Annotated in this window: 24 protein-coding genes; 7 read left to right on the top strand and 17 right to left on the bottom strand. The window is 49.1% G+C overall.

Annotated elements, in window-relative coordinates:
• The 4 genes from BLW68_RS05865 to BLW68_RS05880 all read right to left on the bottom strand — a co-directional run bounded on the left by BLW68_RS05865 (position 1) and on the right by BLW68_RS05880 (position 3,699).
• Positions 1–696, bottom strand: a complete 696-nt coding sequence (locus BLW68_RS05865) for a DUF2884 family protein (RefSeq protein WP_092791223.1) — start codon at positions 694–696, stop codon at positions 1–3.
• A gap of 179 nt (positions 697–875) precedes the next feature.
• Positions 876–2,495 carry a flagellar assembly protein A gene (locus tag BLW68_RS05870; RefSeq protein WP_245728279.1) on the bottom strand — a complete coding sequence of 540 codons (1,620 nt, stop codon included), beginning with the start codon at positions 2,493–2,495 and terminating at the stop codon, positions 876–878.
• 146 nt (positions 2,496–2,641) lie between these two features.
• On the bottom strand, positions 2,642–2,977 hold the full coding sequence (locus tag BLW68_RS05875) for a hypothetical protein (RefSeq protein ID WP_092791227.1): 336 nt from the start codon (positions 2,975–2,977) through the stop codon (positions 2,642–2,644).
• Between the two features lie 59 nt (positions 2,978–3,036).
• Positions 3,037–3,699 carry a DUF2982 domain-containing protein gene (locus BLW68_RS05880; protein ID WP_092791229.1) on the bottom strand — a complete coding sequence of 221 codons (663 nt, stop codon included), beginning with the start codon at positions 3,697–3,699 and terminating at the stop codon, positions 3,037–3,039.
• Between the two features lie 203 nt (positions 3,700–3,902).
• Between BLW68_RS05880 and BLW68_RS05885 the strand changes: the two genes are divergently transcribed.
• Together BLW68_RS05885 and BLW68_RS05890 are read left to right on the top strand one after the other, a co-directional pair.
• Positions 3,903–4,955 carry an efflux RND transporter periplasmic adaptor subunit gene (locus tag BLW68_RS05885; protein ID WP_092791231.1) on the top strand — a complete coding sequence of 351 codons (1,053 nt, stop codon included), beginning with the start codon at positions 3,903–3,905 and terminating at the stop codon, positions 4,953–4,955.
• 1 nt (position 4,956) lies between these two features.
• A complete protein-coding gene (locus tag BLW68_RS05890) occupies positions 4,957–8,082 on the top strand; it encodes an efflux RND transporter permease subunit (protein WP_092791233.1) in 3,126 nt (1,041 codons plus the stop codon).
• Positions 8,083–8,218: 136 nt separating this feature from the next.
• Here BLW68_RS05890 and secF read toward each other — a convergent pair whose 3' ends face one another.
• The 4 genes from secF to hemN all read right to left on the bottom strand — a co-directional run bounded on the left by secF (position 8,219) and on the right by hemN (position 13,017).
• On the bottom strand, positions 8,219–9,163 hold the full coding sequence (gene secF, locus BLW68_RS05895) for a protein translocase subunit SecF (protein ID WP_092791235.1): 945 nt from the start codon (positions 9,161–9,163) through the stop codon (positions 8,219–8,221).
• Between the two features lie 10 nt (positions 9,164–9,173).
• A complete protein-coding gene (secD, locus tag BLW68_RS05900; RefSeq protein WP_092791238.1) occupies positions 9,174–11,027 on the bottom strand; it encodes a protein translocase subunit SecD in 1,854 nt (617 codons plus the stop codon).
• A gap of 195 nt (positions 11,028–11,222) precedes the next feature.
• A complete protein-coding gene (locus BLW68_RS05905; RefSeq protein WP_092791260.1) occupies positions 11,223–11,540 on the bottom strand; it encodes a hypothetical protein in 318 nt (105 codons plus the stop codon).
• A gap of 115 nt (positions 11,541–11,655) precedes the next feature.
• Complete coding sequence (gene hemN / locus BLW68_RS05910; protein ID WP_092791262.1) at positions 11,656–13,017, bottom strand: oxygen-independent coproporphyrinogen III oxidase; 1,362 nt, start codon at positions 13,015–13,017, stop codon at positions 11,656–11,658.
• A 245-nt stretch (positions 13,018–13,262) separates the two neighbouring features.
• Here hemN and BLW68_RS05915 point away from each other — a divergent pair, with 245 nt between their 5' ends.
• Together BLW68_RS05915 and BLW68_RS05920 are read left to right on the top strand one after the other, a co-directional pair.
• Complete coding sequence (locus tag BLW68_RS05915) at positions 13,263–14,432, top strand: transglycosylase SLT domain-containing protein (protein WP_218141312.1); 1,170 nt, start codon at positions 13,263–13,265, stop codon at positions 14,430–14,432.
• Positions 14,433–14,436: 4 nt separating this feature from the next.
• On the top strand, positions 14,437–14,655 hold the full coding sequence (locus BLW68_RS05920; RefSeq protein ID WP_092791266.1) for a hypothetical protein: 219 nt from the start codon (positions 14,437–14,439) through the stop codon (positions 14,653–14,655).
• Here BLW68_RS05920 and BLW68_RS05925 read toward each other — a convergent pair.
• From BLW68_RS05925 to BLW68_RS05950, 6 genes are all read right to left on the bottom strand, one after another.
• Positions 14,639–15,115: a GNAT family N-acetyltransferase gene (locus BLW68_RS05925; protein ID WP_092791268.1), complete on the bottom strand. Its 477-nt coding sequence runs from the start codon at positions 15,113–15,115 to the stop codon at positions 14,639–14,641. The two genes, BLW68_RS05920 and BLW68_RS05925, sit on opposite strands and share 17 nt — an antisense overlap.
• Before the next feature lie 113 nt (positions 15,116–15,228).
• Positions 15,229–15,759, bottom strand: a complete 531-nt coding sequence (locus tag BLW68_RS05930; protein WP_092791487.1) for a DinB family protein — start codon at positions 15,757–15,759, stop codon at positions 15,229–15,231.
• Positions 15,760–16,047: 288 nt separating this feature from the next.
• Entirely contained in the window at positions 16,048–16,497 is a 450-nt protein-coding gene (locus tag BLW68_RS05935; RefSeq protein WP_092791270.1) for an acetyltransferase, read from the bottom strand.
• 202 nt (positions 16,498–16,699) lie between these two features.
• A complete protein-coding gene (locus BLW68_RS05940; RefSeq protein WP_245728280.1) occupies positions 16,700–17,674 on the bottom strand; it encodes a DUF4097 family beta strand repeat-containing protein in 975 nt (324 codons plus the stop codon).
• A 10-nt stretch (positions 17,675–17,684) separates the two neighbouring features.
• On the bottom strand, positions 17,685–18,194 hold the full coding sequence (locus tag BLW68_RS05945; RefSeq protein WP_092791272.1) for a hypothetical protein: 510 nt from the start codon (positions 18,192–18,194) through the stop codon (positions 17,685–17,687).
• Entirely contained in the window at positions 18,187–18,711 is a 525-nt protein-coding gene (locus tag BLW68_RS05950; RefSeq protein WP_092791274.1) for an RNA polymerase sigma factor, read from the bottom strand. The genes BLW68_RS05945 and BLW68_RS05950 overlap by 8 nt, the downstream gene beginning before the upstream one ends.
• A gap of 476 nt (positions 18,712–19,187) precedes the next feature.
• Here BLW68_RS05950 and BLW68_RS05955 point away from each other — a divergent pair, with 476 nt between their 5' ends.
• Positions 19,188–19,922: a pseudouridine synthase gene (locus BLW68_RS05955; RefSeq protein ID WP_092791276.1), complete on the top strand. Its 735-nt coding sequence runs from the start codon at positions 19,188–19,190 to the stop codon at positions 19,920–19,922.
• Here BLW68_RS05955 and BLW68_RS05960 read toward each other — a convergent pair.
• A complete protein-coding gene (locus BLW68_RS05960) occupies positions 19,890–21,071 on the bottom strand; it encodes an MFS transporter (protein WP_092791278.1) in 1,182 nt (393 codons plus the stop codon). The genes BLW68_RS05955 and BLW68_RS05960 overlap by 33 nt on opposite strands.
• 208 nt (positions 21,072–21,279) lie before the next feature.
• Here BLW68_RS05960 and BLW68_RS05965 point away from each other — a divergent pair, with 208 nt between their 5' ends.
• Entirely contained in the window at positions 21,280–21,876 is a 597-nt protein-coding gene (locus tag BLW68_RS05965) for a DUF5610 domain-containing protein (RefSeq protein ID WP_092791280.1), read from the top strand.
• 22 nt (positions 21,877–21,898) lie between these two features.
• Here BLW68_RS05965 and paeA read toward each other — a convergent pair whose 3' ends face one another.
• Entirely contained in the window at positions 21,899–23,206 is a 1,308-nt protein-coding gene (paeA, locus tag BLW68_RS05970; protein WP_092791282.1) for a polyamine export protein PaeA, read from the bottom strand.
• Between the two features lie 242 nt (positions 23,207–23,448).
• Here paeA and BLW68_RS05975 point away from each other — a divergent pair, with 242 nt between their 5' ends.
• Entirely contained in the window at positions 23,449–24,450 is a 1,002-nt protein-coding gene (locus BLW68_RS05975; RefSeq protein WP_092791285.1) for a sugar phosphate nucleotidyltransferase, read from the top strand.
• A gap of 25 nt (positions 24,451–24,475) precedes the next feature.
• On the opposite strand, the gene BLW68_RS05980 is transcribed toward BLW68_RS05975, so the two are convergent.
• A complete protein-coding gene (locus BLW68_RS05980) occupies positions 24,476–25,747 on the bottom strand; it encodes an Nramp family divalent metal transporter (protein WP_245728281.1) in 1,272 nt (423 codons plus the stop codon).
• Positions 25,748–25,838 lie beyond the last annotated feature (91 nt).

Here is a 25,838-nt window from a genome sequence, read left to right on the forward strand (position 1 = left end):
CTACTGCTTTTGTGATACCACGTCGTAACGTTTCAGCTCAGGCAGGCGCTGTTGTAATTGTTTTTCAATTTCATCCAGCTCCTGCATACGCTGGCAGAATAACGCCGATTTTTCTTCCAGCTCTACCGCTTTAGCATCCAGCCCCAGATTAATTTTATCAACCATTTGGCCAACCGACTGCCAATCCTGGTTATCTGAACGCTCAAAGTTACTGTCTGAATGACGCAAGGCATCACGCAGTGCCCCCCATACCGCACCAACAGTATGGCGGGCCAGGTTATCCAGTTGGGGTTTTAATTCGTCATGCAGAAAATAATCCAGCTCATTCAGGCTCTGCGGCGCCAGATAGAAGTGATCGTTACTGCGCACAAAGCGCGACATCCACTGAAAGGTAGTTTCCCGCACCAGCTCGCGCCATTCAGCCTGCTGCGCCTGGCTGCCAATACCGCTGAACATGGCTTCAATGCTGGACAATCCCAGCTCCACGCCGTCTACCGCTATACTGACAATTTCTGGCACAAAACGACGTAAACCCTGGCTGTACTGCGCCAGTAATAAGGTGTCGTCATCTTCCAGCGTAACCCACTCACCGCGAACAAACAGCTGATGATCAGCATTTATCTGCACATGGGTGCGGTTGTTTTGCATAATACGGATCTGATCAGGTGAAATAATAATACCGTGCGCAAAGGCCATATTGCACTCAGCTGCAGGTAGCAGCGGTGCAAGCAAGAGCATAGAGGTACAGAAAAAACGCTTCACTGATAATTTACCCGGTAACGATGACAGACAAAGCCTACGTCAGCACTGTAAAAAACACATTACCCTGCATCGCAAAGTAGTTGCCAACTGTCGAAAACGCAGCCTGACTCATATTAATAGAATGGTTCTATTGACACACTGCCATCTACCAGCAGGATTTTTGACGGGCCGTACTCACGACGGCTACGGATAATGTCTTTATCAAAATGCACCTCAACCGCTGAAAACAACTGCTGATGCGCCACAATAAGCGCCTGCCCCAGTTTTTCTTTGCGCTGCAGTTCCAGTGCTTTGACATCCTCTATTAATGCCAGCGCCACGGTTTTATGCTCATCAAATTCGCCCTGTAACTCCTGGCGGCGTAATTCTATCTGGGCGTTGCCTTCAATTTTCTTCAGCTTCTCCAACTGTTCACGAATATCCAGCATATCTTTTTTCGCCGCAGCAATACTGGCGCGCAGTACTTCTTGTTTTTCCACTATGGGATCGGTCAGCCGGTTAAGCTCAATATAAATATTGCTGCTGGACGGCGCACCTAAATTGCCGGTATGAATACCATAATCCAGATAAAAATAACCACCAATTACCTTACCATTAGGATTGTCTTCAGGGCCGGCATACACTTTAGCGGCAGACACCGCGCAATGCATAATTTGCTTTTTAACGTAGATATTGCCGTTAGCATTTAAGCGGGCATATTGGGCAATATTGCACTCTATATCGCCCTGAGCTTTTAGCTCTGTGCTGTATTCAGTATCTTTTTCTACAGTGGCTATCTGGTGGCCAATAATGGCACCACCAATTCTGATATCGCCACCGGCTTCAATCAGGCTGCCTTCAACGAAGCCTTTTACAAAGACATTGCCGCCGGCAATCACTTTCATACTTTCAGTCACATCGCCGTTAATAACGACGGAGCCACGAAAAATAATATGCCCGGTAGCCAAATCTACATTCTTGACGGTAAACACCTCATCAACGGTAGCGCCGTTTTCGATTACCCGGGGTAAACCATCACGCGCAGCCAACAGCAAATCAGCATCCTCGGCCGATAACTCACTACCCTCGCCCAAATTCCATTCCACAACATGGCCAGGTGTGGCCGGCAATACATTGCCGGTAACGGTCATGCCATCTACCCCGGCAGTAGGCGGATGCCGGCGCATTAACGGCTCGGCAGCGCGAATTGACGGAATAACCCCGAAGTCGCGTAAATCGGCTTTTTCTTCAGACTGCAGTAAGGGTTTATTGCGCCGGCTTTCCATATCGGGGATCAGTGCTTCAAAACGGGAATCAACTCCCTGCACTACCTGGCGGCCACGCGCTATAACCAGTTTTACTTTGCTGCCGGGATCGGCCTTGCTGGCATGTGTTACCAGCTTAATGATGTGCTCTTTACTAAAACCAAATACGACACCGGCTTCCTGTGCGGCTTTAACCAGCATATTAGCCGACACCGGAGGCCCGCCCCAGGCTGAGGTAATAATGGCGGCGGCTGACATTTTATCTTCGCTGATATCAAACTTAAGCTCAGCCGGGCGCATATCTGCAATACGATAGGTTAACGGCACACCTTCGGCTTGCAGTTTGTCTTTAATTTTTTGCTGAATTTGCTGATATTCTATCAGCAGGTTGGTAAGTTGATCCTGGATTAAAAAGCAACGGCCATAGCCGGCTTGCTGTAACTGGGCGTTAACGTCCTGCGCCGTCAGCGCATTCAGAGTTACAGGCACGGTTATCTTTATACTATTATTGTGCTCGGTAAATTGCATATGGCTTCACACTTCAGGTTACTGCACGAAAGCTAGTCTAATGAAGCAAATAACCGGCCTGAACACAAGCCCTTTTATTCCCGCAGGGCTCAGTTGTGGCTAATACATCAGATATAGTTTTCCTGATGGATACGGATAAACAAGTCTGTACCCGCTTTACTGTAATCAATCTTATATTCTTTGTTATTAATAGCCTGCACAAATAGTAAGGTTTTTACCTCGCTAAAAACATCAGAGCTGGAAATATCTACCACTTCCATATAGCGATCTTTTGCATCAGCCTTATTAGCCGGTACCGTTTCACTGAAAACTTTCACGCCATGGCGTGTCACGATTATCACCGGGTCGTTATCATCATTCACCACAACCAGGTCAAGCTTTTTATTCTTATGTATCAAAGTGTTACGACCACTAACTAAAAATGCTTTTTCGTAAGTATTCATTCATTGCCCTGCACAATATCCGGTAATGACAATATTATGATACAGTCAGTACCTAGTGTCTAGGTTACTGTATTCTGGATACATTGTAACCTCGCCTGATTAATCTGCTTACACAGGTTAAGCGCATCTGCTTCGCTAAGTTCAACAGGCACAAAAATATCAAAGCCAGTGGCATTTACCAAACGCTGCATCCGGTGAGCAAAAGCCGCCTTAATACCATTATATTGCTGATTAGCCGTATTGAAATTTTCGCCCTCTGCCAACAGCTCACTGGCACACTGCCCACTGTTACAGCCCTGGCGTATTGCTTCAACATACAAGGCGCGTTGCTCTGTCATGATACGCACAGCCAACCGCAGTGGTAAGCCTTGTAAAAAACTGTCGTAGTCAGTCAGTTTAAAGGCGATATAGCTGAGTTTTTTTTGCTCCAGCTGTGGTACACCACTGTATAAAAAACTGTTCCAGGGCAAAAACCAACTGCCGCGGCGGTGAAAATAGCGTAACCCTTTTTCATCATACTGCAAAAAATAGGCAGGCTCAGACAACTTGGCCCAACCGGCAAAAAGCCCCAGTGCCGCCATAACAAATGCCAGAGCATGCAGAACGTTAAGTTGCTCCACCCAGAGTACACTGAGCAACAGTAGCAGTAATATGGTGCCACTACCTAACATCAAGGCTGCACCACCCCGGCTGGCACCACCCTGAATTTGATTCAGCTGCATGTTAATTACCTCCGCTGCCGCTATATTATGGCCAATATGGCAGGCTTTGCCGTTTAGTTCAGCAGATATTGCTAAATTAAACCGCAGTTATACCCTGCTTAAGCGACCAACGCCGCTGCGACTGCGATAACAGGAAATCTAAACAACGCTTTCTTCCATACAATAAGGCAGAAATTATTATTAAGCTGTTATCCGGGGTTATTGTGGCAAAATTACATTCAAAATTAATTTGGGTGATTCTCATCGCTCTGCTGGTATTTGTAGGCTATTTATACTGGATACCCAGCCAGAAAACTGACATCCGCCGCGACGCCGCTGTTGTAGCAGTAAGTACTGCTAAAGTAGAAACCAAGCCGATGATCCGCAGCGTTAATTCACTGGGTACCGGTATTTCCAATAACTCAATTCAGTTGATCTCCCCTACCAGTGACTTTGTCACCGAACTGAATATTCGTGAAGGCAAAGCCATCAAAAAAGACGAAGTGATTGCCCGTTTACATGATGTGGAAGAGCGTGCGCGCGTAACAGAGCTGGAAGGCATCCTGGAAGATCAAAAACGCCAGTTGGACCGGCTGAAAAATCTTGCTACCACTCAGGCCACCGCGCAATCGATGCTGGATGAACAACAAACCCGGGTTAATACCACGCTGGCCCAGCTGGACATTGCCAAAGCCCAGTTAGCGGAAATGACTATCCGCGCACCTTTTGATGGCTATCTGGGCCTGCGCCAGGTTAGTGTTGGCGCATATATTACCAATGGCACTGTGATCACCACGCTGGATGATTTAAATACCCTGCGGGTGGCGTTTAGCGTTGCCGAGCATTATCTGGCCGATATCAGTGTAGGTATGCCGTTAACCGTTACCAATGCCGCTTATGGCAATATCAGCTTTAACGGCAAAGTCAGCGCTATTGATACCCGGTTGGACCCGATAACCCGTACCGTAACAGTACACGGCGCTTTACCTAATGACGATTTACGCCTGCGTCCTGGCATGTTGCTGCATGTAAAGCTGGAGCTGGACAATCGTCAGGCCATGCAGATTTCAGAAAAAGCCCTGGTGCCACAGCAGCAAAAACAGTTTGTTTATAAAGTAGGTGCTGATAACAAAGTGACTCAGGTCGAGGTAAAAACCGGCCAGCGCGTACCGGGCTGGGTGGAAATACTTAGCGGGTTAGAAGAAGGCGACGAAGTGGTAGTTGAGGGCATTCAGAAATTGCGCTCAGGTGTGACCATTAACCGGGTTGGAGGCTGATATGCTGCTGTCCGATGTGTCGGTTAAAAGGCCGGTATTTGCCACCGTTATAAACCTGCTGCTGGTGGTGTTTGGTATTGTCTGCTTTAGTATGCTGCCGCTGCGCGAGTATCCGGATATTGATACTCCTATTGTTAGTATCAGCACTAACTACCCTGGCGCCTCAGCCGAAATTGTTGAGTCTAAAATTACTCAGTTGCTGGAAGATCGCATCAGCGGTGTTGAAGGTATTAAAAATATTAACTCGGTCAGCCGTAATGGCCGCTCGAATATTTCTATTGAATTTGCCGTTGAACGCGACATAGATTCTGCCGCCAACGATGTACGTGACCGGGTGTCACGTGCCTTAAACAACCTGCCAGATCAGGCAGATCCGCCAGAAGTGTCCAAAGCCAGTGACGATGAAGACACTATCGCCTGGTTTGTGTTAAACAGCGAAACGATGACCTCACTGGAGCTGACCGACTACGCCGACCGTTACATTGTCGAGCGGTTCTCCGTGGTTGACGGGGTAGCCCGCTTGCAACTGGGCGGCTCACGCGATTACGCCATGCGTATCTGGCTGGACCGCGATGCTATGGCATCACGCGGTGTAACAGTGCAGGATATTGAAAACGTATTACGGGCAGAAAACGTAGAATTGCCTGCCGGTAATATAAAATCTACCGATCGCGATTTTACCGTGCGTGTCGTGCGCACCTACAAATCACAGGAAGATTTTCGCAAGCTGGTTATTAAACGTGGCGCCAATAATTATCTGGTACGGCTTGGCGAAGTTGCCGATGTACTGCTAACGGCAGAGAACGAAGAAAGCGAGTTTCGCGGCGACGGTAAAAACCTGCTGGGTATCGGCATTATTAAGCAGTCAAAAGCCAATACGCTGGAAGTGGTTAAAGCCGCCCGGGCAGAAATGGAGCGGATTAAGCCTACCCTGCCTGAAGGTACCACCATTGAGCCGGGTTACGATTCGTCACTGTTTATTGCCGAGTCGATTAAAGAAGTTTATAACACTCTGGCCATCGCCATGGCGCTGGTTATTGTGGTGATATTTCTGTTTTTAGGTAATATCCGCGCTACCTTTATTCCGGCTATTACCGTGCCGGTATCGCTGGTAGCGGCGGTTACCGTGCTGTTTGCGCTGGATTTTTCGGTTAACCTGCTGACCTTGCTGGCCATGGTACTAGCCATAGGTCTGGTGGTAGATGACTCTATCGTGGTACTGGAAAACATTTACCGGCGTATTGAGCAAGGCGAGCATCCGCTGCTGGCCTCTTATCGCGGCGCACGCGAGGTTGGTTTTGCGGTTATTGCCACTACGCTGGTACTTATTTCGGTGTTTGTGCCGCTGGTGTTTATGCAAGGCCAGCTGGGTAAACTCTTTACCGAGTTCGCGTTGGCAATTGCCGCTGCGGTGGCGTTTTCCAGTGTTACCGCGCTTACGTTATCGCCGATGCTATGCAGTAAGTTACTGACGCACCAGAAACGTGAAAGCAAGCTCGGCCTGTGGCTGCATGGTGCCTTTCATAAACTGGAAAATGCCTACCGGCGCCAACTGGATGTTGTTTGCGCTACACGGTGGCCGGTGATCGTCGTGGTTGTGCTGTGCTTTTTAGCCAGTTATATGCTGGTAAAACTGTTACCCAGCGAACTGGCGCCAACAGAAGATCGCGGTACTTTCTTTGTCATGATGAGCCCGGCAGAAGGTGCCAGTTATGCCAGCAATAGCCGTAATATGCGCCTGATTGAAGATGTACTGATGCCCTACTACCATGACGGCGAATTTAACCGCTTACTGGTACGTGTGCCGGGCTGGGGTAACAGTGGCGGTGTTGCCATAGTCGGCACTGAAAACTGGCATAACGGTAAACGCCGCACGCAGGACTTAATGGGCGAAGTAGGCGAAAAGCTAAACGACATCCCCGATGTACGTGCTTTCACCTTTATGCGTAGCGGCCTGGGTGGCGGCGGTGGCGGTGGCCGGCCAATCCAGTTTGTATTGCAGGGTAATACCTATGAAGAGCTGGCACGCTGGCGCGATATTGTGATCAGTAAAGCGGCAGAAAATCCCAATATTCTGATGCTGGATCACGACTATAAAGAAACTGTGCCGCAGATACTGGTAGAAATTGACACCGAGCGCGCCGGCGATTTGGGTATTTCTGTCGGTGCCATTGGCCGTTCGCTGGAAGCTATGTTGGGCGGTCGCCGGGTAACCACTTTCTTAGATCGTGGTAAAGAGTACGATGTCATTATTGAAGGCCTGGACGACGATTTCAGCTCACCGGGCAGTATCAGCAATGTTTACCTGCGCTCGGATACGTCAAGCGAGCTAATCCCACTGGATAACCTGGTAACACTGCGTGAAGAGGCAACGTCATCCAGCCTGAACCGTTACAACCGGATGCGGGCCATTACGTTAACCGCCAGTATGGCACCGGGCTACAGCCTGGGTGAAGCGCTGGAATATCTGGAGAACGTGGTTAAAACAGAAATTCAGGACACCGTTGGTATTGATTACAAAGGCGAATCGCTGCTGTATCAGGAAAGCGGCAGCTCTACCCTGATGGTATTTATTCTGGCCCTGCTGATCACCTATCTGGTGCTGGCAGCGCAGTTTGAAAGCTTTATTCACCCGCTGGTTATTATGATCACGGTTCCACTTGGGTTAGTGGGTGCCTTGTCCGGTTTGTATTTCAGTGGCATGACACTGAATATCTACAGCCAGATTGGTTTGGTAATGCTGATAGGTTTGGTAGCGAAAAACGGTATTCTGATTGTTGAATTTGCCAACCAGTTGCGCGATGCCGGCATGGAGTTTGTTGCCGCCATTCAACAAGCGGCAGCACAGCGGTTACGCCCTATTGTGATGACAGCCTTTACCACTGCAATGAGCAGTATACCGCTGATAGTAGCATCGGGCCCGGGCTCAGAAAGCCGGATGGTAATAGGTATGGTTATTTTCGCCGGGGTATCGCTGGCAACACTGATGACCATCTATGTTGTACCGGTAATGTATATAGCGTTAGCGCGAAATACCGGCTCACCCAAACGGCTTGAACATAAACTGCAGCAACTGGAACAAGAAGCACCAGACGAACATGCAGCAGATGAGGTGCACCCAAGCTGATCACAGCAGCAAGCCCGGGTTATTAACTAATAAACGGGTTGTGAACTAATAAAAACGCCCCGCAGTTTTAAATTGCGGGGCGTTTTTTAGCAACAACACTTTTCTCTACAGCTTAGCTACAGCGTCGTGTTATTAATCAGAGTGCCTCGCTGCCCTCGCCTTCTTTATCTACCGGCGGCGGTGGCAGCATATCTTCACGGCTGATGCCCAGAATCTCGGCAATAGCACTGGCCACATAAATAGACGAGTAAGTGCCTACTGCGATACCAAACAGCAGTGCAGTGGCAAAACCATGTATTAAAGCACCGCCCATATAAAACAACACCACTAATACCAGCATAGTGGTTAAGGAGGTAATAACCGTGCGGTTTAACGTGGAGGTAATCGCATCGTTGATGGTTTCTGCTACCGTTGTTTCACGCAATTTACGGAAACTTTCGCGAATACGGTCAAAGACCACAATCGTATCGTTAATCGAGTAACCTATCAGCGCCAGTATGGCTGCCAGCACAGTTAAATCAAACTCAAGTTGCAATACGGAGAACAGCCCAAGGGTTAAAATAACATCATGTGTCAATGCTGTTACTGCGCCAACCGATAATCGCCATTCAAAACGCATGGCAACATAGGCCAGAATACCCAGCAGTGCCATCAGCATGGCCAGGCCACCATCTTGCTTTAGCTCTTCGCCAACGCTTGGCCCGACAAACTCAACCCGGCGCATGGTTACAGCTTCAGCCTGCTGGCTATTAAGTGCCTGCAGCACCGTGTCCCCCACCACCGCCTGGGCAATATCGACGCGCAGCGGAATACGGATCAGCACATCGCGGCTGGTGCCAAATAGCTGCACCACCGCATCTTCATAGCCGGCATTTGTCAGCGTTTGCCTTACTGCCACTAAATCAGCCGGTTTGGCAAAGCCAACCTCAATCACAGTGCCGCCGGTAAAATCCAGCCCCCAGTTAATGCCGTTAATAGCAATAGAAGCAAAAGATCCCAATACCAGCACGGCTGACAACACAACAGCCGCCCATTTTAACCGCATAAAATTTAGCGGTTTGGCAAAATTAAATACCTGCATGCCGGGCTCCTTATATCGGCAGTGACTGCACACGGCGGCCACCCCAAATCAAATTAACTAATAAACGGGTGCCGACTACCGCCGTAAAAATAGACGTTAAAATGCCTATCGCCAGCGTTACTGCAAAGCCTTTTACCGGCCCGGTACCAATACCAAACAACACCAGCGCTACCAGTAAGGTGGTAATGTTAGAGTCGGCAATGGTGGCAAAGGCCCGGTCATAGCCATGATGAATAGCTTGCTGCACCGAGCGACCTTCCAGTAGCTCTTCACGGATACGCTCAAATATAAGTACGTTGGCATCTACCGCCATACCCACCGTAAGCACAATTCCCGCCATACCCGGCAAGGTTAACGTAGCACCGGGGATCAGCGACATCATGCCCACCATCAGTACCAGGTTGGCCACCAGTGCGATATTCGCTACCATGCCAAACGCTTTGTAGTACACCGCCATAAACAACAGCACAGCAGCCATCCCCCACTGAATAGCCGTTATGCCCAGCTCAATGTTTTCTTTACCTAAACTTGGACCTATGGTGCGCTCTTCAATAATTTGAACAGGCGCAATTAAAGCACCAGCCCGCAGTAAGGTGGCCAGGTTTTGCGCCTCGGCTGGCGAGTTAATACCGGTAATCACAAAATCACGGCCTAAACGGGCCTGGATGGTAGCGTCGTTAATGACTTCCTGTTGTTTAACCAGTACCGGGTTGCCGTCAGCGCCTATTTCAGTACCAGGCTTATACTCAATAAACACTGATGCCATACGCCGGCCTATTGCGTTTTTGGTACCCGCCGACAGCAAGGTTCCGCCTTTGGCATCCAGCTTGATATTTACCTGCGGCTGGCTGTATTCGTCATAGCCAGAGCTGGCACCGGTAATATGATCACCGGTAAGCATAATGCGTTTTTCCAGCAGTACCGGGCGGCCATCGCGGCTGTAATACAGCTCTGAATTAGGCGGCACCCGGCCTTCCAGCGCCGAGCCTAAATCGCCTTCAGTGTCTACCAGACGAAACTCCAGTGATGCCGTAGCACCCAGAATTTCTTTTGCCTGAGCCGTGTCTTGCACCCCTGGTAACTGCACCACGATGCGATCAGCGCCTTGGCGCTGCACTAACGGCTCGGCCACACCAATTTCATTTACCCGGTTACGGATAATGGTGATGTTTTGCTCCAGCGCATATTCACGGATTTCTTTTAAGCGGATTTCGCTAATGCCAACCAGCAAGGTCAGGTTGTCGCTGCTGGTAGTAAACACCAGTTCACGATCGCGTTTTCTCAGTGCGGCTTCAGCCGCTGTCAGATCTTCGGTGCTGCGAAAAGTAACCTGTACCTGGCCACGGCCAATATCGGCCTGCACAGTGCGGTAACGGATTTTATCTTCACGTAAGTCGGCACGGAAAGTTTGCACCAGGTCATTCAGGTTTTTATCCAGCGCGGCTTTCATATCCACCGCCAGTAAAAAGTGCACACCACCGCGCAGGTCCAGCCCCAGGTTCATCGGTGTGGCACCAATCGCGCTTAACCAGTCTGGTGTGGCAGGTGCCAGATTAAGCGCCGTAACAAAGTTAGCACCCAGTTGCTGGTTGGCAATTTCACGGGCCTGTAACTGATCTTCAGTGCTGTTAAAACGGGCCCGAATTTGGCCGTCCTCCAGCACAACCGATTTAGCTGCAATATTGGCTGCGCGGAAGCTTTGTTCCAATTGCGAGCGGGTTTGTTCAGCGACAGTACCACCGCGGGTAGCGCTGATATTCAGCGCCGGATCTTCCGGGTATAAATTTGGCAGCGCATACACCAGTGCCAGCAATAACATGCCAATCACCAGCACATAGCGCCAGGCAGGGTTTTTATTTAACATCAGTTTATCCTTAGCTTTGTTGCTACAGCCACCGCGCCCATCATGCAATGAGTAAGGGGCAGCTAAGCACTCTGCACCAACCCGTTAAGGTGCCTAATACAAAAAAGCAGAGTGCGGTATTTAACCGGCCTGACAACACACAAAACACCTGCGAAGGAGCACAGTGCTATAGATGTCAGGGTACCGGGTTAAGCGTTAACTTAAGGAAAATTGCGGTGGGGCTCTGGCCTGTTGGGGACTAACAACTATTGTGTGGTGCGCCATGGATATCACCACAGCAGCTACACCGGTTAAACTAAAAACTGCGCTGCGCTTTGCCGGTATAACAGCAAATTTCGGCTGATCGTCTTTATCCTGTGGGGTATTTAACGTGTGCTGATGCAGTGAAGGGTTTACTGCATGAAACTGAGAGTCGGCCAGAGGTGATAAGCGTGCATCGTGCACGGCAAAGGCTTGCGGCGTACACAATAAGCTTAAATAAAACAGTATGGCAAAACTACTTAGCCAGCGCATAACACCTCATGTTAACCAACGCACACAGCGGTTTTGCACCACTGCGTGCGCGCATAATGGGCTCTAATTCACCATAGTACAAGGGGCGGCAACAGAAAATTTGCTATCACCTACCCTAAATAACCTTAGAATAACGCTGCTGGCCCTGAGTTAAATAAGCATCAAAGCAAGCGCAAATACTTCGCACCCATAACCGCCCTGCTGCGGTTACATTGATCCGCCCGGCATAGACCTCAACCAGGCCATCTTCCATAAACGGCTGCAGGCGCTCCAGCGCCCGGGCAAAGTATTGCCAGAAACCATGCAAGCGCCACTGGCGGCTAAATGTTTCCAAGTCCAGCTCAAAGTGGCAAATTAACTGGCTGATCAAGGCTGCCCGTAGTTTATCATCAGCGCTTAAGCTAAAACCGCGCTCAACCGGCAACTGGCTTGCGGTAATGGCTGCATAATAGGCCGGTAGCTCTTTACCATTTTGCCACAGCACACCCTTTACCTGGCTGATACTGGACACGCCAAGGCCAATCAGGGCATTTTGCCCGGCTGTGGTATAGCCCTGAAAATTACGCTGCAGCTTACCGGCAAGCTGTGCTTTGGCTAGGGCATCATCCGGCCGGGCAAAATGGTCCATACCAATAAACTGATAACCGGCCGCCACAAAGGCGTTAATAGCCATGCTTTGTAGCTGCAGTTTAAGCGTGGCATCTGGCAAGCTGGAGTCGTCCAGCTTACGCTGGGCAGCAAAACGCTCAGGCAAATGGGCGTAACTAAATAATGAAATACGGTCTGGCTGCAGCTGAATAATCTGTTCCAGCGTGCTGGCAAAACTGTCTGGCTGCTGAAAGGGCAAACCATATACCAGATCAAGATTAACCGAGCTAAACCCCAGCTGACGGCTAAGCTGTACCTGATGGCAGATAAGTGCAGTGTCCTGCACCCGGTTAATGGCAATTTGCACTTTTTCATCTAAGTCCTGCACGCCAAAACTTACCCGGTTAAAGCCAAGCGTGCGTAAATGCGCCAGCTTGCTGTCATCGCAGCTGCGTGGGTCAATTTCAATGCTGATTTCCGCATCCGGCGTTAGGGTAAAGTGGCGGTGCAGTAACGCCATTAGGCGGCTAAGTTGTACTTCAGTTAAAAAAGTTGGCGTACCACCGCCCAAATGCAGCTGAATAATCTGTTTTTGCGCCAGCAACGGCTGGTACAGCGCCATCTCCTGCGCTAACGCATCCAGATAGCTATCGGCTTTATGCTGATGCCGGGTTACCACCTTATTACAACCGCAGTAGTAGCAAAGCTTATGGCAAAACGGGATGTGGATATAAAGGCTAAGCTGCTCCGGGCCTTGCACTATCGCAGCGCAGATCAGCGTTTTATCAAAATCAGTACTCAGCGCCAATGCTGTGGGGTAAGAGGTATAGCGCGGGCCGTTAATATTGTACTTACTGATTAACTTTGGGTCCCAGTTGCTGACGGACATCTTAACCTCTTTAACACTGCTGGCGATTGACTGATAGCCATGATAAGCGCTGGCGTGTCAGCTGATATTGATCTGCCTCAGGCTTGGTTTAACTATAACTGCGCCAGCGCAATAATATTTGTCTGTACCTCTGGTAACGGCGGGTAAAAGGATTTACTGTATTTGCTTGTTAAGGCCGTGTTCAGCATTACTAATCAACGGCAGTCGACAACCGCTACAGCAGCCTTAGAAACACCGGAGCAGATATGGGATCCATGCTACTTAGCCGATACTGGACGCTTTCCGTCGCTACGCTATTTGGATGCGTGTTGCCGCAAAATGCTCTGGCACATGACCCCATTTCCCCTTACCAGAACTGGGCTGAGGTAGTACGCAGCAAGCCTTATGCAGAAAGCAAAGGCGTCTATGACAATGTGATGAATGTACGGCGCTGGATCCTTACCCGCTCAGGTCATTGTACAGAACGCAATCGCCATTTATTGTTTGATATGCGCGGAAACTTTCTGCAGTTTATTGACGACGCCGCAGACTCTTTGCAAACCCAGTTAATTCTGAATCAAACCCGTCATGGCATGGCACAACAAGGCCAGGTTCATGCCTGGGTAGAAGGCAATAGCCAGACCCTGGGCTACCCTTTTGCCATTCGCTGTCACCAGCCCTATGTAGATTTACCTCTGGCCATATCGCGCTATCTGGGAGAGCACCCGGACGGCCGCTTGTCTGGAAACTGGGATGGCATTAAGGTGGGCACGCCTAACAATCAGGCCTCACTGCATGACACACTGCGCTTGGTGCACGCCCGCCGGGTGCAGCAGAAACGCATCAGTCTGCCCGACGACTTACTTTCAGATCTGGCAGGCATGTTAATTATCGAAAGTGGTGGTGTGCGCGAAGCTCACTCGAAAGCCAATGCCAGAGGGATCCTGCAGCTGACACCCCAGGCACTGAAAGATTGCAAAGTACCTACAAATAAGCAACTGCACCGTATTGCTCAGGTAGATTGCGCGCTATGGCTGTTTGAACGTAATCACAGGATGCTACGGCCGGTGTTTCTGACACGCTTTGGCCATCTGCCACAGGAGAAGCAGGAACATATTTACCGGCTGTTGCTGATCCAGGCTTATCATGGCGGCCCTGGCCGGGTAAGAGCACTGCTGACAGACGACGAATTCAACAAACCGGCTGCTTATTTTGCCGAACACCACCAGGATTTCAGTGCAGGCGATATTGCCTTTGGTATGGTGTTCCATAACCTGGGCCGCAATCGTCTTGGTTTCGCCTCACTGTATTACACTGCCGATATCCGCATTGCGCTACAGCAGTTGGAGTCCAAGCAGAGTGCCCGCCTCGCTCTCGGGCCCCAACCTAAAACGCTGGTGCCGCCAGGAACAAACCAGCTTAGCGGCAAGCTGTAACAGCTTGCGCCTGCACGGCTTGGGTATTGGTGAGTCAGGCCGTGAAGGCAGCATCGACAACCTGTTATCGCACTCCGCCCGCTTTGTCCTTAAAACCTTTAAAGCCAAACGTATTATCAATACCGTGCAAGAGCTGGTAGCGCAGCAGCCGCATTATTTTAAACAACATGATGTAGGTGATGGTGATCTGGAGCGTTTGAAAGGTATTATTCAGGCGCCCTAGTTGCCGCGTGCGTGACTTTGCTAAGAGATTTATCCGCCAGGTGCTTGATCGCGGTTTCATCAAGACGAGCATGCCTTACTGACTCAGAAATACATGCGCCAACGTTTTCGTAGAAGCGTTTGCCCTGCTGATTGTCGTGCGCCACTATCCAGTCTATGCGGCCGCAGCCTGCTTCTTCAGCAATGATGCACAACGCCGATAACAGCGCCTCGCCAATACCTTTACTTCGATACTGCGGATAGATAAATAAGTCATCAAGCCAAATCCCAGGCTTAGCAATAAAGGTAGAGTAGATACTGTAGTAGGTTGCAATTCCAATGACTTGGTCTGCCTCAACCACAACCAATGCGTATGCTTTTGGAACCGGTGAAAAAAATGCTTCTTTGATATCATTTTCTTTCGTGCGTAATGTATCGGCACAGCCGTCAAATTCCGCTTTCGCCCGTATGATATTCAGCATCTGGCTGGTATCAGCACTACCCGCTTGTCTTATACTAAAAATGATAAATTCTCCTTAAGTGTCAGAATTACGCCCAAGTTACAACATCTTTGGCCGGTTTTATTCTTGCCATGTCACACCGCATAAGCAACAAAATCGGTTACACCAACGTCATGGCCAAGCTGGTGCAATAGCGTAGTAAGCTGGCCACGATGATGAGTTTGGTGATTAAACATATGCGCCACGGCCACCCAGGTGGCGTGTTCGCGTAACTGGCCCTGCGAATTGCTGTATTTCATTCTGCTGGCAAGTTGTACATCGGTTAACTCTGCGGCAAAGCGCGTAATTACCCGATCAGTTGCCACCCTTTGCGCACTGAGCTCTGTAAAATCTGCGTACAGTTCATCACGTAAAGACGAAAACTGCTGCACCAGTTCGGCTTGCTGTAGTGACGCCATGGCAGGAAAGGCTGTGGCAAAGCGGCCAAGCCAGATACGATCGGCCAACAGAATATGATTCAGCGTAGCATGGACAGAGCCAAAGAAGGCACCCAGCTCTTTTTTACGCTCGCTATCGCTTAAGCCCGCTACCAAGGTGAATAACCGGTGATTAAACTCAAGGTTATATTTAGCAAAACCGCACATTTGCTGCTGATGTGAACCCATTATTTTGCCTCCCGTTCCCACATTACTTTGCTGTTCCTTATAAATATCCAGCATTTACCCGCGATAGCAATCCCCTGCTATAAAAGCATGGATAGTCTTTGATAGCGTGCTCTTAAGCCAATCAGGCCCCCAATCAGTCATATCGTTATGTTTCGCGTCAGCAACCCAGACAACACAAGCATTAAATTGCTTTAACTAATCCTCCGAATAACGACATAAAAACTGACAGCGTAACAAGTAACAATTTTTTCATAGCAAACTCCTTTTGTAATTATTCACAGCACACACTTATACCTGCTGTACTTTTTGTAATGCCATATGCAGCAACGGATAAGGCTTACCCTGACCATCGGTTGGCGAGCGGCCGGTTACTACAAAACCAATACGCTGGTAAAACCCCAACGCCTGCGGGTTCTGCTCATTGACATCCACTTTTGTCGCGCTTTGTGCGCTAATAGCATGAGCTGCCAGCAAAGCCCCAATCCCCTGCCCGCGCCGATCCGGGGCAATAAACAGCATTTCAATATTGCCTTCATGCACACCGCAAAACCCGGCTATCTCACCAGTGCTGGTTTTAGCACAGGTTAAATGAACAGCATCAAAATATTGGCCCAAAATAAGGGGTTTAAGTTGCTGCAGATCGTCTTCCGATAAAAAGTCGTGCGTTGCCCTAACTGACGCTTCCCAAATTTCTAACAGCTTTTGATGTTCTGCTTTACTTACACTTTCAATTTTCATTAATAAACCTGAGTAAATTTGCCATTCAGCGCGTGATTCAAAGCCCGATACCAACAAGGGCAAAAGGTAATTGAAGCCAGTCTATGCCGCTATCTCAATGTAAATCAAGAATTTTTATCCTGTATCATTTTTCGTTGCTGCAAATAACAAAGACCGCAAAAGCGGCCTTTGTTTACAGGGAAGCATTACGTTTTATTGCGGCTTATAACTTATCCAGCTCTATATCGCCGCTTACTGTGCTTAGCTCTACGCTGCCGTCACCACTGCCCAGCGTAAACTGCAGGCTACGGGCCGGGCCGTATTTGGCTTTATTGGCTTTGTCGTCGCTCAGTTTGTTTTTAATGCTGCCACCGGCTGAAGCTTTAATATCAAAGCGGGCGCTAACCTTGCTATCCAGTTTTAATTCAATATCGCCACTTACACTGCTGCCAGTTACACGCGGGCTGGCAGAGCCTTTTAGTTTGGCATCAATTTCACCGTTTACGGTGCTTAGTTTCAGCTGTTTAGTGCCATTTAACTCCAGTTCGGCGTCGCCGTTTACGGTGCTGACACTTACCTCTTCGGCACTGCTTTTAACGTTAATTTTGCCGTTAACTACGTCATAGCTCAGGCGGCCGCTGGAGCCTTCGTCATCTATTTTGCCATTAACCGAGCTTAGCTCTACCTTGCCGCTGGCGCTTTTTACTTTAATTTCGCCATTTACCGTACTCAGTTTTACACTGTTGCGTAAGTCAGAGGCTTTAATGTCGCCGTTTACTGTACTGATCTGGCTGCTACCGTGAATACCGCTTACGGTAACATTGCCGTTTACACCTTTAAACTCAACGCTGCTGCCTACCGGTACATCAAAACTTAGCTCAGCGTTGTTGCTTTTGTCGCGCCAGTTGTAATTAACCTGCCGTGGCATGGTCATTTCAAAGCGGGTAAAGCCGTCTTTGCTTTCCAGCGTATAACCGGTGGCTTTTTCATCCAGCTTGCCACTGGCTTTAAACTGGTTACTACTTACTGCATTAATGGTTATTTCACCGCTCATTACTTCAATATAAATTTTCTCGTTGGCGCTTACCGCGCGGCTTTCATTTACCGCTTCACGCGCATCGGCTAATGCCAGCTGGCTAAAACCCAATAACACTAAACTGCCAAGACCAAAGGCCCATGTTTTTGCCATTGTATTCATTTGTAATCTCCTAACTTATTAATAAAGGTTGTTGCAGTGTCGCCTGTTGCAGGTAAGACAACTGCTGTTGATACAAGCTTTGCAACTGCGCTAATAGTTGCGGTTCATCCGGATAGAATGCTAATGCCTGGCGTACCTGGGCTATTGCCTGGTCCCATACACGTATTTGTTGCTGCCAGTTATCAAAGCCCTCGGCTACTGCCACCATCTGGCTTAACTGGGTAGCTTTTTGCTGCTCATACAGCTGCAGCAACATCAACTCTGCGCTAGGCATAGCCGCCGTGGTGCTGGTGGTACCGGGCAACAATGACTGCTGCCAGCCAAATACACTCAGCAGCCCCAGCATAGCGGCAACGCCCCAATACCAGCGCGCGGATTTGGTGGTATCAGGGGGTGTTTCCACGGCCTCATGCTGCACGGTTATTTCAAGCTGTGCGGCTATGTCTGGCCATAAATCACGTTGTGGTGCTATCTGCGGTGCCAGCTTGCTGATAGCGTTATCAAGTTGCTGATCATTCATCTGCTAACCACTCCTGTAACAGTTGTCTGGCTCTGAAATACTGTGCTTTAGAGGTACCTTCGGCGATACCCAGCAAAGTCGCAATTTCCTGGTGCTGATAGCCCTCCAGAGCAAACAATACAAATACGGCTCTGGCCTGTGCTGGTAAACGCTGTATCGCCTGTTCCAGCGGCGCATCTTCACTGGCGCACTCTACCGCTTGCTCAGCCAGTTCTGGTTGTTCGTCACTGCTGTCGGTTAAGCGCAGGTACTTTTCCTGCCTCCAGATATCAATAGCAGTGCGGGTAGCAATACTATGCAGCCAGGTGGCGAAGCTGCTATCGCCACGAAACCCTGCCAATTGCTGCCAAACCTTCATAAAAATTTCCTGGCTGGCATCCTCAGCTTTTTGCTTATTAGCCAGCAAGCGCCAGCAAATAGCGTATACCCGGCCGACATACTGCTGATAAAGGTAGTAAAAGGCTTGTTTGTCGCCCTTTTGCGCAGCTGTGACTGCCTGCGCAATCTCCATAGCCATAAACGCCCTTAAATACCAAAGTTATTGTGTTAATTGTCAGGTTAGTCGGCAGGGTATAGCGAAAGGTTTAAACGCAGCAAAAAGTTTTACAGATATTTTTATCGCTAGTTTTTTGCAGATAGGTTTTTACAGAAAAAATAAAGCGGGAGCCAAGGCCCCCGCCACTAAATAGTGTTTAATAATCCAGGAAGGAAGGTGTAACGCTGTGCATTGTGCCCGGCCTAAGTGTCAGTTGTGTTACAGCTTAGCGATACTTTTATTAAACCTTTTTAAGCAACGCCAATAAAGAAACGATAAGTAAGTAATGGCGGGCAAAAAAAAGCCGGACCCTATAGATCCGGCGAATTTGAAGCACTAGGAGGAACAGGTTTGCCTTAACAGGCAGTGCTTAGTGTGCATGTAAAGTATTACAGCCAGATGATCTTGCGCCGCTATATCGGTTATTATCGGCATCTTTATTCTGGCGGTTTCATTCCATGGTATCTCCTGCTCCACAGCGTCTGGCCAAATGGATTGCCCAAAGCGGCTATTGCTCGCGCCGTGCTGCCGAGCGGTTTATTACCGAAGGCGTAGTTAGCATAAATGGCGCTGTAGCACGCCATACAGATGGCGTTAGCACAGTGGATCGGGTGTGTATTCACGGCCAACCGCTATCGGCCCAACCGGCCTTGCAGTATGTTTTGTACCATAAACCAGTTGGGATTGACTGCAATAACCGCCCGGATGATCCGGCCAGCCTGTATCAGGTACTCAGGTTATTACCACAACGTTTATTTGCGGTGGGCCGGCTGGATAAAGATTCCAGCGGCTTATTGCTGTTAACCAATGATGGCGCGCTTAGCCAACGCCTGATGCACCCGGCCTTTTACCATGAAAAAGGTTACCAGGTTAACACTGATAAAAACATCACCGCCGATTTTATTGCCAGCATGGCTGCAGGGGTAAGCTGGCAACTGGGAGAAAAAACCTACCAATCCCGCCCGTGCCAGATAACACAAAGCGGTAACCAGCAGTTTTATATTGTGTTAACCCAGGGCCTGCACCGGCAAATACGCTATATGTGTAAAACACTGGGTTATCGTGTTACCGCGCTAAAACGTGACCGGCTGCATAATCTAAAACTGGCACAGCTACCTGAAGGGCAAATGCGGCCACTAAGCAGCACTGAATTACACCAGCTACAGTTGCTTAGCACGCTGCCACAACCATAAACATAACAGCAGAGTTACGCCATACATAAGTAACGCCCCCAGCACTACGCCATGCCAGCTGTGCCACTGCCAAAAAGGCTGTAAATACAAACCACCGGTGCTGGCGCCAACATAGTAAAACACTAAATACAGTGCATTAGCACTGGCTTTAGCCCTACTGGCGCACTGATTTACCCAGCTACTGGCCAGCGAATGGGTAAGAAAAAAGCCAAAGGCATTAATAAAAAAACCGGCCACAATAAAGCCTAAACTGCTGCCCAGTGTCAGTAAGGTGCCCAGCATTAAAATAAGTACGCCCAGTGCCATACCCAGTGGCACCGGCAGTTTCAGTGCTACTTTGCCGGAAATGGCCGAGCCGATAGTGCCGGTAAAATAAGTAATAAACAGCAAACCAATCCAGAAGCTGGATAAACTGTAAGGCGCATCTGACAGCACAAAAGCAATATAGGTGTACTGGTTAAGAAAAATAAAAAAGTTAAGTCCGCCAATAAGATAGGTTAACAACAATAATGGCTGGCGCAAATGATACAGGTTGTCAGCCAGGGCCTGCTTTAACGCAAATGGCTTGGCCACAAAGTGTTTTGCCGGTGGTAAGTTGCGCCAGATCAGATAACAGCTAACAACACCTAATGCGGCTACCGGCCAAAACACCCACTGCCAGTGGCCAATATCGGCCAGTGCTCCGGCCATTAACCGGCCGCTTATGCCGCCTAACGAGTTAGCACTGATATAAAAGCCCACTGCAGCTACCAGCGCCGGTTTGCTGTATTCTTCACCCATGTAAGCAATGGCCACAGCAGGCAGCCCGCCAAGAAAAACACCCTGCACGGCACGCCAGAATACCAGAGCAACAAAGCTCTCCACCTGAGTCAATGCCAGGGTGCTTAGCGTCATGCCAATAAGGGTGATCAGCAGCAGTTTTTTGCGGCCCCAGGCATCAGATAACGCAGCATAAACCAGTAACGACAAACCAAGGCACAAAGTGCCGCTGGTGTAAGCCCAGGTGGTTTCAAGGGGCGTTAAGGCAAACTCACGGCTTAGCACCGGTAATAAGGGTTGCAGCAAATGCAGGTTAGCAAATACCACCACGGCTGCTAAACACAGCGCAAAGGTAGCTCGGTAAAACGCCGGGCTTTTGTACTCGATCACAACACAGGGCCTGACTTATAAAAGTGCGGCTAGTATAAAGCTATTTGCCACAGCGCACGAGCAGGCTTAAACCATTACAACCTGTATTAGCCGCTTTCTATCTGCAGTAATAATTGCAAAAAAGCTTAAAGTTTCGCCAACACCGGCCGTTAACCAGTTACGGGCTATACTGAAACCAGATTACAGCCGAATTTTCAGGAGCAATATTATGTCAATTACTTCCGGCAATAGCGCCTCAGTAGTGGGCGCTGCCAAACCAAATACTCCAGGCGTAAAAGCAGAGGATAACCGCGGTATTAAAGATATGGCGGCGCAGGCTAAACAAGCACAAAACACCGCTATTTTACGTGCTAATGAACAGGTATCGCTGCGCAGCAATAACGACTCACTAAGTTTATTGTACAAAACCGCGCTGGAAGGTATAAACGCCGAACTGGAACCGGTAATGGGCGAAAACGCCGCGCAAAAAATTTATGATTCCGGCATTGATACCTCTCCTGAGGCCACAGCTGATCGTATTGTTGCCTTTGCTACCGGCTTTTACAGCCGCTACAAAGAACTGAACCCGGGCAAATCAGAAGAAGAAACCCTCGATAGCTTTATGAAGATCATCGGCGGCGGTATCGAAAAAGGTTTTAACGACGCCAAAGATATTCTTAAAGGCTTAAAAGTGTATGAAGGCGAAGTAGAAAGCGGCGTAGACAAAACCTATGGCTTAGTTATGCAGGGGTTAAATAGCTTTCGCGAAAAAATGCTCGAACTGGCCACCATACCCACACAACCCGATAACAGCGCTAAGGTTTAACCATAGCGCTGTGGTTTTATGGTTATAGCTTAACAGCAGGCTCGGCTGAGCCAATACGGGTAACCAGCAGCTGGTCAATTTTATAGCTGTCGATATCTACTACCTCAAATTTATAGCCTCCATGCAGAACAAAGTCTGTACGTTTGGGAATTTTGCGCAGCGTATACATCATAAAACCGGCAATAGTTTCATAATTTTCCGGGCTGGGAAAGCCATCGATATCCAGCACCCGCATCACATCCTGTAGTGGCGTTAACCCCTCTACCAGCCAGGAGTTAGCATCACGCGCGACTATCTGCTCTTCCTCTGAACTTACCAGCTCGCCCATCACAATGCTCATAACGTCTTTTAGTGTAATAATGCCCACCACCAGCGCGTATTCGTTCATAATAATGGCGAAATCAACCCCGGCTGATTTAAAGTGTTCCAGCACTTCATACAACGATAATGTATCGGGAATAATAAGCGGCAGGCGCACTATGCCTTCTTTTTTCAGCGAAATCGGCTGATCGTGTAACACCTGCATCAGAATATCGCGGGTATCGACATAGCCTACTACCTTGTCCAGCACTTCATCACAGACGACAAATTTAGCATGCGGGTGCTCGGCAATTTTTGCCTTAATACTGTCTTGTGATTCATTATTAGTGAAAAAAATCAGGCTTTCACGCGCTGTCATGGCCGAGGTTACGGTGCGCGATTCCATATCAAAAACGTTTTCCAGTAACTGGTGTTCATGCTCCTGCAATACACCGGCCTGCGCACCGGCTTCCATCATGGCAATAATATCTTCCGGGGTAATATCGTCTTTGCGCATAGTGGGTACATTAAACAGGCTGAAAAACAAATTAGCCAGGCTGTTAAACAGCCAAACCAGAGGTTTTAACAGCATGATCAAAAACAGCATTGGGCTAACTACCTTAGTGGCAATTTTCTCCGGTGCTATCATAGCCAGCCGCTTGGGCATTAAGTCAGCAAACAGGATAAACAGCGAGGTAACAAAAAATACCGATAAGGCAAAACCTGCGCTTGGCACCCAGGCACCGCTGAAAAACAGTGCCAGTAAAGCAGTAAAGTAAGGGGTAAAAGCCGATTCGCCTAAAATACCACCCAAAATCGCCACCGCATTGAGGCCAATTTGTACTATGGTAAAAAAGTTACCGGGGTGCTCCTGCAATGCCAGAACCTTCTCAGCATTGGCATCGCCTTCGGTTGCCATCAGCCGCAGGCGCATTTTCCGTGATGCAGCCAGTGCAATTTCAGATACCGAAAAAAATGCACTGCTGGCAACCAGCACTAGCATCAGCAACATATATTCCAGCGTCGACATATTCTCTCCTGTATAACAGCATCAGCCCAAAGCACTGACATATGGCGCTAGTATAGCGCTGTTGTATGACCAAACCTGCTAACTACCTGAAAATATTCAAACAGCATCTTAGTTGCCCCCTGAGCAAGGCTGAAAATGCAGCAATTCGCCCTGGTTATCATAAATTCATTTGATACATATCAAACACTGTCTGCCAGCATGGTGTACATTTATCGAGCAAATAACGTTTACGGAGACCGGCTATGCTCAGAGATCCTATGACCACACCACCTATGCCAGAAACACCAGCACCGCAAGTACTGGAGCCTAAGGTGCTTAGCATAGTACTGGCCGGTGGTGCTGGTAAAAGGCTGCAGCCGCTGACATTAAAGCAGGCTAAACCAGCCTTGCCCTTTATTCAGCACCGGCGGGTGATTGATTTTGTGCTAAGTAACTTATGGCACTCTGGTTTGCGACAGCTGCTGGTATTAACCCAATACAAACCCCGTAGCCTGCACCAACATTTGCAGCAATTCTGGCAACCTGTGTTTAACCGTTGTGGTTTTTTGCAATGGTATCAGGCGCCTGCGTCTGTTTGCCAGGGTACTGCAGGTGCTGTCGCCGCCCAGCTTAGTGTCATTCGCGATCAGCGCCCTGATGTTATAGCCGTATTAAGTGCCGATCATGTTTATAAAATGGACTACCGCCAAATGCTGGCTTTTCATCAACAGCAACAGGTTGCCGTAACTGTTGCGGCCATAGCAGTGCCGGTGGCTCAGGCACGGCAATTTGGTATTTTTACAGTAAACGACAACCACCGTATCTGCGGTTTTATTGAAAAGCCACAGGGCGAAGTACCGCAAATACCGGGTAAGCCCGGCTACGCGCTGGCGTCGATGGGTAACTATTTGTTTAATGCCAGTAGCCTGTATCAGCTATTAGATAATGCCAGCCTGTCGCAACCGGTCGATTTTGGCCATGATCTGCTGCCTGCACTGTTTCGCCAGCAACAAGCCTGTGTGTACGACTTTAGCAATAACCAGTTACCGGGCGAGCAAAGCCTGCCGAACTACTGGCGTGATGTCGGTACTTTAGCCGCTTACTTTCACAGCAGGCTGGATATACTGCAGCACTCCGACTGGCTTGAAGGACCTGCACAGCGCTGGCCAATACTGGCAGCAAACAGCAGTGCGCTAAAAATGCGGCTGTGCCCCCGAGCCATGCAGCGCTTAACCCTGCAATATCAGCGTCCGTTATATGCCTAGCAAGCAATGGTTATTTATACAACGGCTATAACAGTGCAAATGCCAGTGCCAGGCTGCGACCGCTTAACAGCAGGCTTACCAGCAACACCAGAACACCCAGCGCATTTTGCCAGTGGTTATTTTTATATGGCCCCAGCAAAGCGTGGTTCATCGCCAGTAATAAACATAAACAAATCAACGGTAGCAAAATACCGTTAGCCACCTGGGCAAACCAAATCACACTTACCGGCCGGATCCCCAGTGACGCCAACAGCACACCACAAACAATAATAAACAGCCAGGTAAGGCGAAACAGCGGCAGTTTCAGGTTAAGCGGCTTACCTAAAATACCTGACAACGCATAAGCTGCCGCTAACGGCGCAGTAATAGCTGATGATAAACCGGCCGCCATCAGGCCCAGCGCCAGGCACCAGGTAGCTGCATTACCAAACAACGGTGTAAGGCTTTGTGCTAATTGCGCTACATTTTCCAGCTGTTGTTCACGGCCAAAAAACGCCGCCGCTGCCGTTGATACTATGGCAATAGAAATAAGGCCACCAAGCGGAATAGCCACTGCAATATCCTGGCGTGACGCCTTAAGTGCGGTATCAGTATCTATCTGTTGCTTCGGCCATTTTTGAGCAGCACCGGCCGCATGTAAAAACAGCGAATATGGCACTACCGTGGTGCCAATCAATGCCACTACGGTTAAGATGGCACCTGGCGGAATAACCGGTATAAAAGCGCCTTTAAACAGCGCAGCCAAATCCGGTTTAGTTAGCAGCATAGTGCCAATAAACGCCAGGCTCATTAGCAATACCAGGGCAATAAGACAACGCTCTATCAGCTTATACTGACCAAACCACAGTACCACTGCCGCTAAAGTACCCAACAACAGCGCCCACAGATTAATACCGGTGCTGCTGTGCCAGCGCTGGATAAGTGGCAGATGGCCAAACAATGCATCGGCCCCCAGCGCAGCGCCGCTGATATTGCCGCCCTGATAGGCACTGTTGCCAATAACAATGGCGGCTACCACCAGCAGCAACAGCGGCCAGCGCAATAGTGGCTGGCGTACCAACTCACGCAGGTTTTCGCCCAGGCCGCGGCCGGTAACAATACCCAGCCGGGCAGCCATTTCCTGCAGCACCATAGTGGCAAACACAGAAAACAGCAGTGCCCACACTAAGGCATAACCATAGTTGGCCCCGGCAAGTGATGCTGTAATAACGGTACCCGGGCCAATAAATGCTGCGGTAACTAAGGTGGCAGGGCCCAACAACGACCGTTTAGGCGGTTGCTGCGTTTTCCTGGGCAAAGTGTTATCAGGCAAAGTGTCAGACATAGTTAGCAGGTGATAAAAATAACAATGGCGCTACCTTAGCATAAGGCAGCGCCATTTGGCTTAA

It is taken from the genome of Rheinheimera pacifica, assembly GCF_900108485.1.
GTDB lineage: Bacteria > Pseudomonadota > Gammaproteobacteria > Enterobacterales > Alteromonadaceae > Alishewanella > Alishewanella pacifica.

Excerpts from the sequence above, each read along its gene's own strand:
- BLW68_RS05865 (WP_092791223.1), bottom strand. The coding sequence starts at position 696 with ATGGCCTTTGCGCACGGTATTATTATTTCACCTGATCAGATCCGTATT.
- BLW68_RS05875 (WP_092791227.1), bottom strand. The coding sequence starts at position 2,977 with ATGAATACTTACGAAAAAGCATTTTTAGTTAGTGGTCGTAACACTTTG.
- BLW68_RS05880 (WP_092791229.1), bottom strand. The coding sequence starts at position 3,699 with ATGCAGCTGAATCAAATTCAGGGTGGTGCCAGCCGGGGTGGTGCAGCC.
- BLW68_RS05890 (WP_092791233.1), top strand. The coding sequence starts at position 4,957 with ATGCTGCTGTCCGATGTGTCGGTTAAAAGGCCGGTATTTGCCACCGTT.
- secF (WP_092791235.1), bottom strand. The coding sequence starts at position 9,163 with ATGCAGGTATTTAATTTTGCCAAACCGCTAAATTTTATGCGGTTAAAA.
- secD (WP_092791238.1), bottom strand. The coding sequence starts at position 11,027 with ATGTTAAATAAAAACCCTGCCTGGCGCTATGTGCTGGTGATTGGCATG.
- BLW68_RS05905 (WP_092791260.1), bottom strand. The coding sequence starts at position 11,540 with ATGCGCTGGCTAAGTAGTTTTGCCATACTGTTTTATTTAAGCTTATTG.
- hemN (WP_092791262.1), bottom strand. The coding sequence starts at position 13,017 with ATGTCCGTCAGCAACTGGGACCCAAAGTTAATCAGTAAGTACAATATT.
- BLW68_RS05915 (WP_218141312.1), top strand. The coding sequence starts at position 13,263 with ATGGGATCCATGCTACTTAGCCGATACTGGACGCTTTCCGTCGCTACG.
- BLW68_RS05925 (WP_092791268.1), bottom strand. The coding sequence starts at position 15,115 with ATGCTGAATATCATACGGGCGAAAGCGGAATTTGACGGCTGTGCCGAT.
- BLW68_RS05930 (WP_092791487.1), bottom strand. The coding sequence starts at position 15,759 with ATGGGTTCACATCAGCAGCAAATGTGCGGTTTTGCTAAATATAACCTT.
- BLW68_RS05935 (WP_092791270.1), bottom strand. The coding sequence starts at position 16,497 with ATGAAAATTGAAAGTGTAAGTAAAGCAGAACATCAAAAGCTGTTAGAA.
- BLW68_RS05940 (WP_245728280.1), bottom strand. The coding sequence starts at position 17,674 with ATGAATACAATGGCAAAAACATGGGCCTTTGGTCTTGGCAGTTTAGTG.
- BLW68_RS05945 (WP_092791272.1), bottom strand. The coding sequence starts at position 18,194 with ATGAATGATCAGCAACTTGATAACGCTATCAGCAAGCTGGCACCGCAG.
- BLW68_RS05950 (WP_092791274.1), bottom strand. The coding sequence starts at position 18,711 with ATGGCTATGGAGATTGCGCAGGCAGTCACAGCTGCGCAAAAGGGCGAC.
- BLW68_RS05955 (WP_092791276.1), top strand. The coding sequence starts at position 19,188 with ATGGTATCTCCTGCTCCACAGCGTCTGGCCAAATGGATTGCCCAAAGC.
- BLW68_RS05965 (WP_092791280.1), top strand. The coding sequence starts at position 21,280 with ATGTCAATTACTTCCGGCAATAGCGCCTCAGTAGTGGGCGCTGCCAAA.
- paeA (WP_092791282.1), bottom strand. The coding sequence starts at position 23,206 with ATGTCGACGCTGGAATATATGTTGCTGATGCTAGTGCTGGTTGCCAGC.
- BLW68_RS05975 (WP_092791285.1), top strand. The coding sequence starts at position 23,449 with ATGCTCAGAGATCCTATGACCACACCACCTATGCCAGAAACACCAGCA.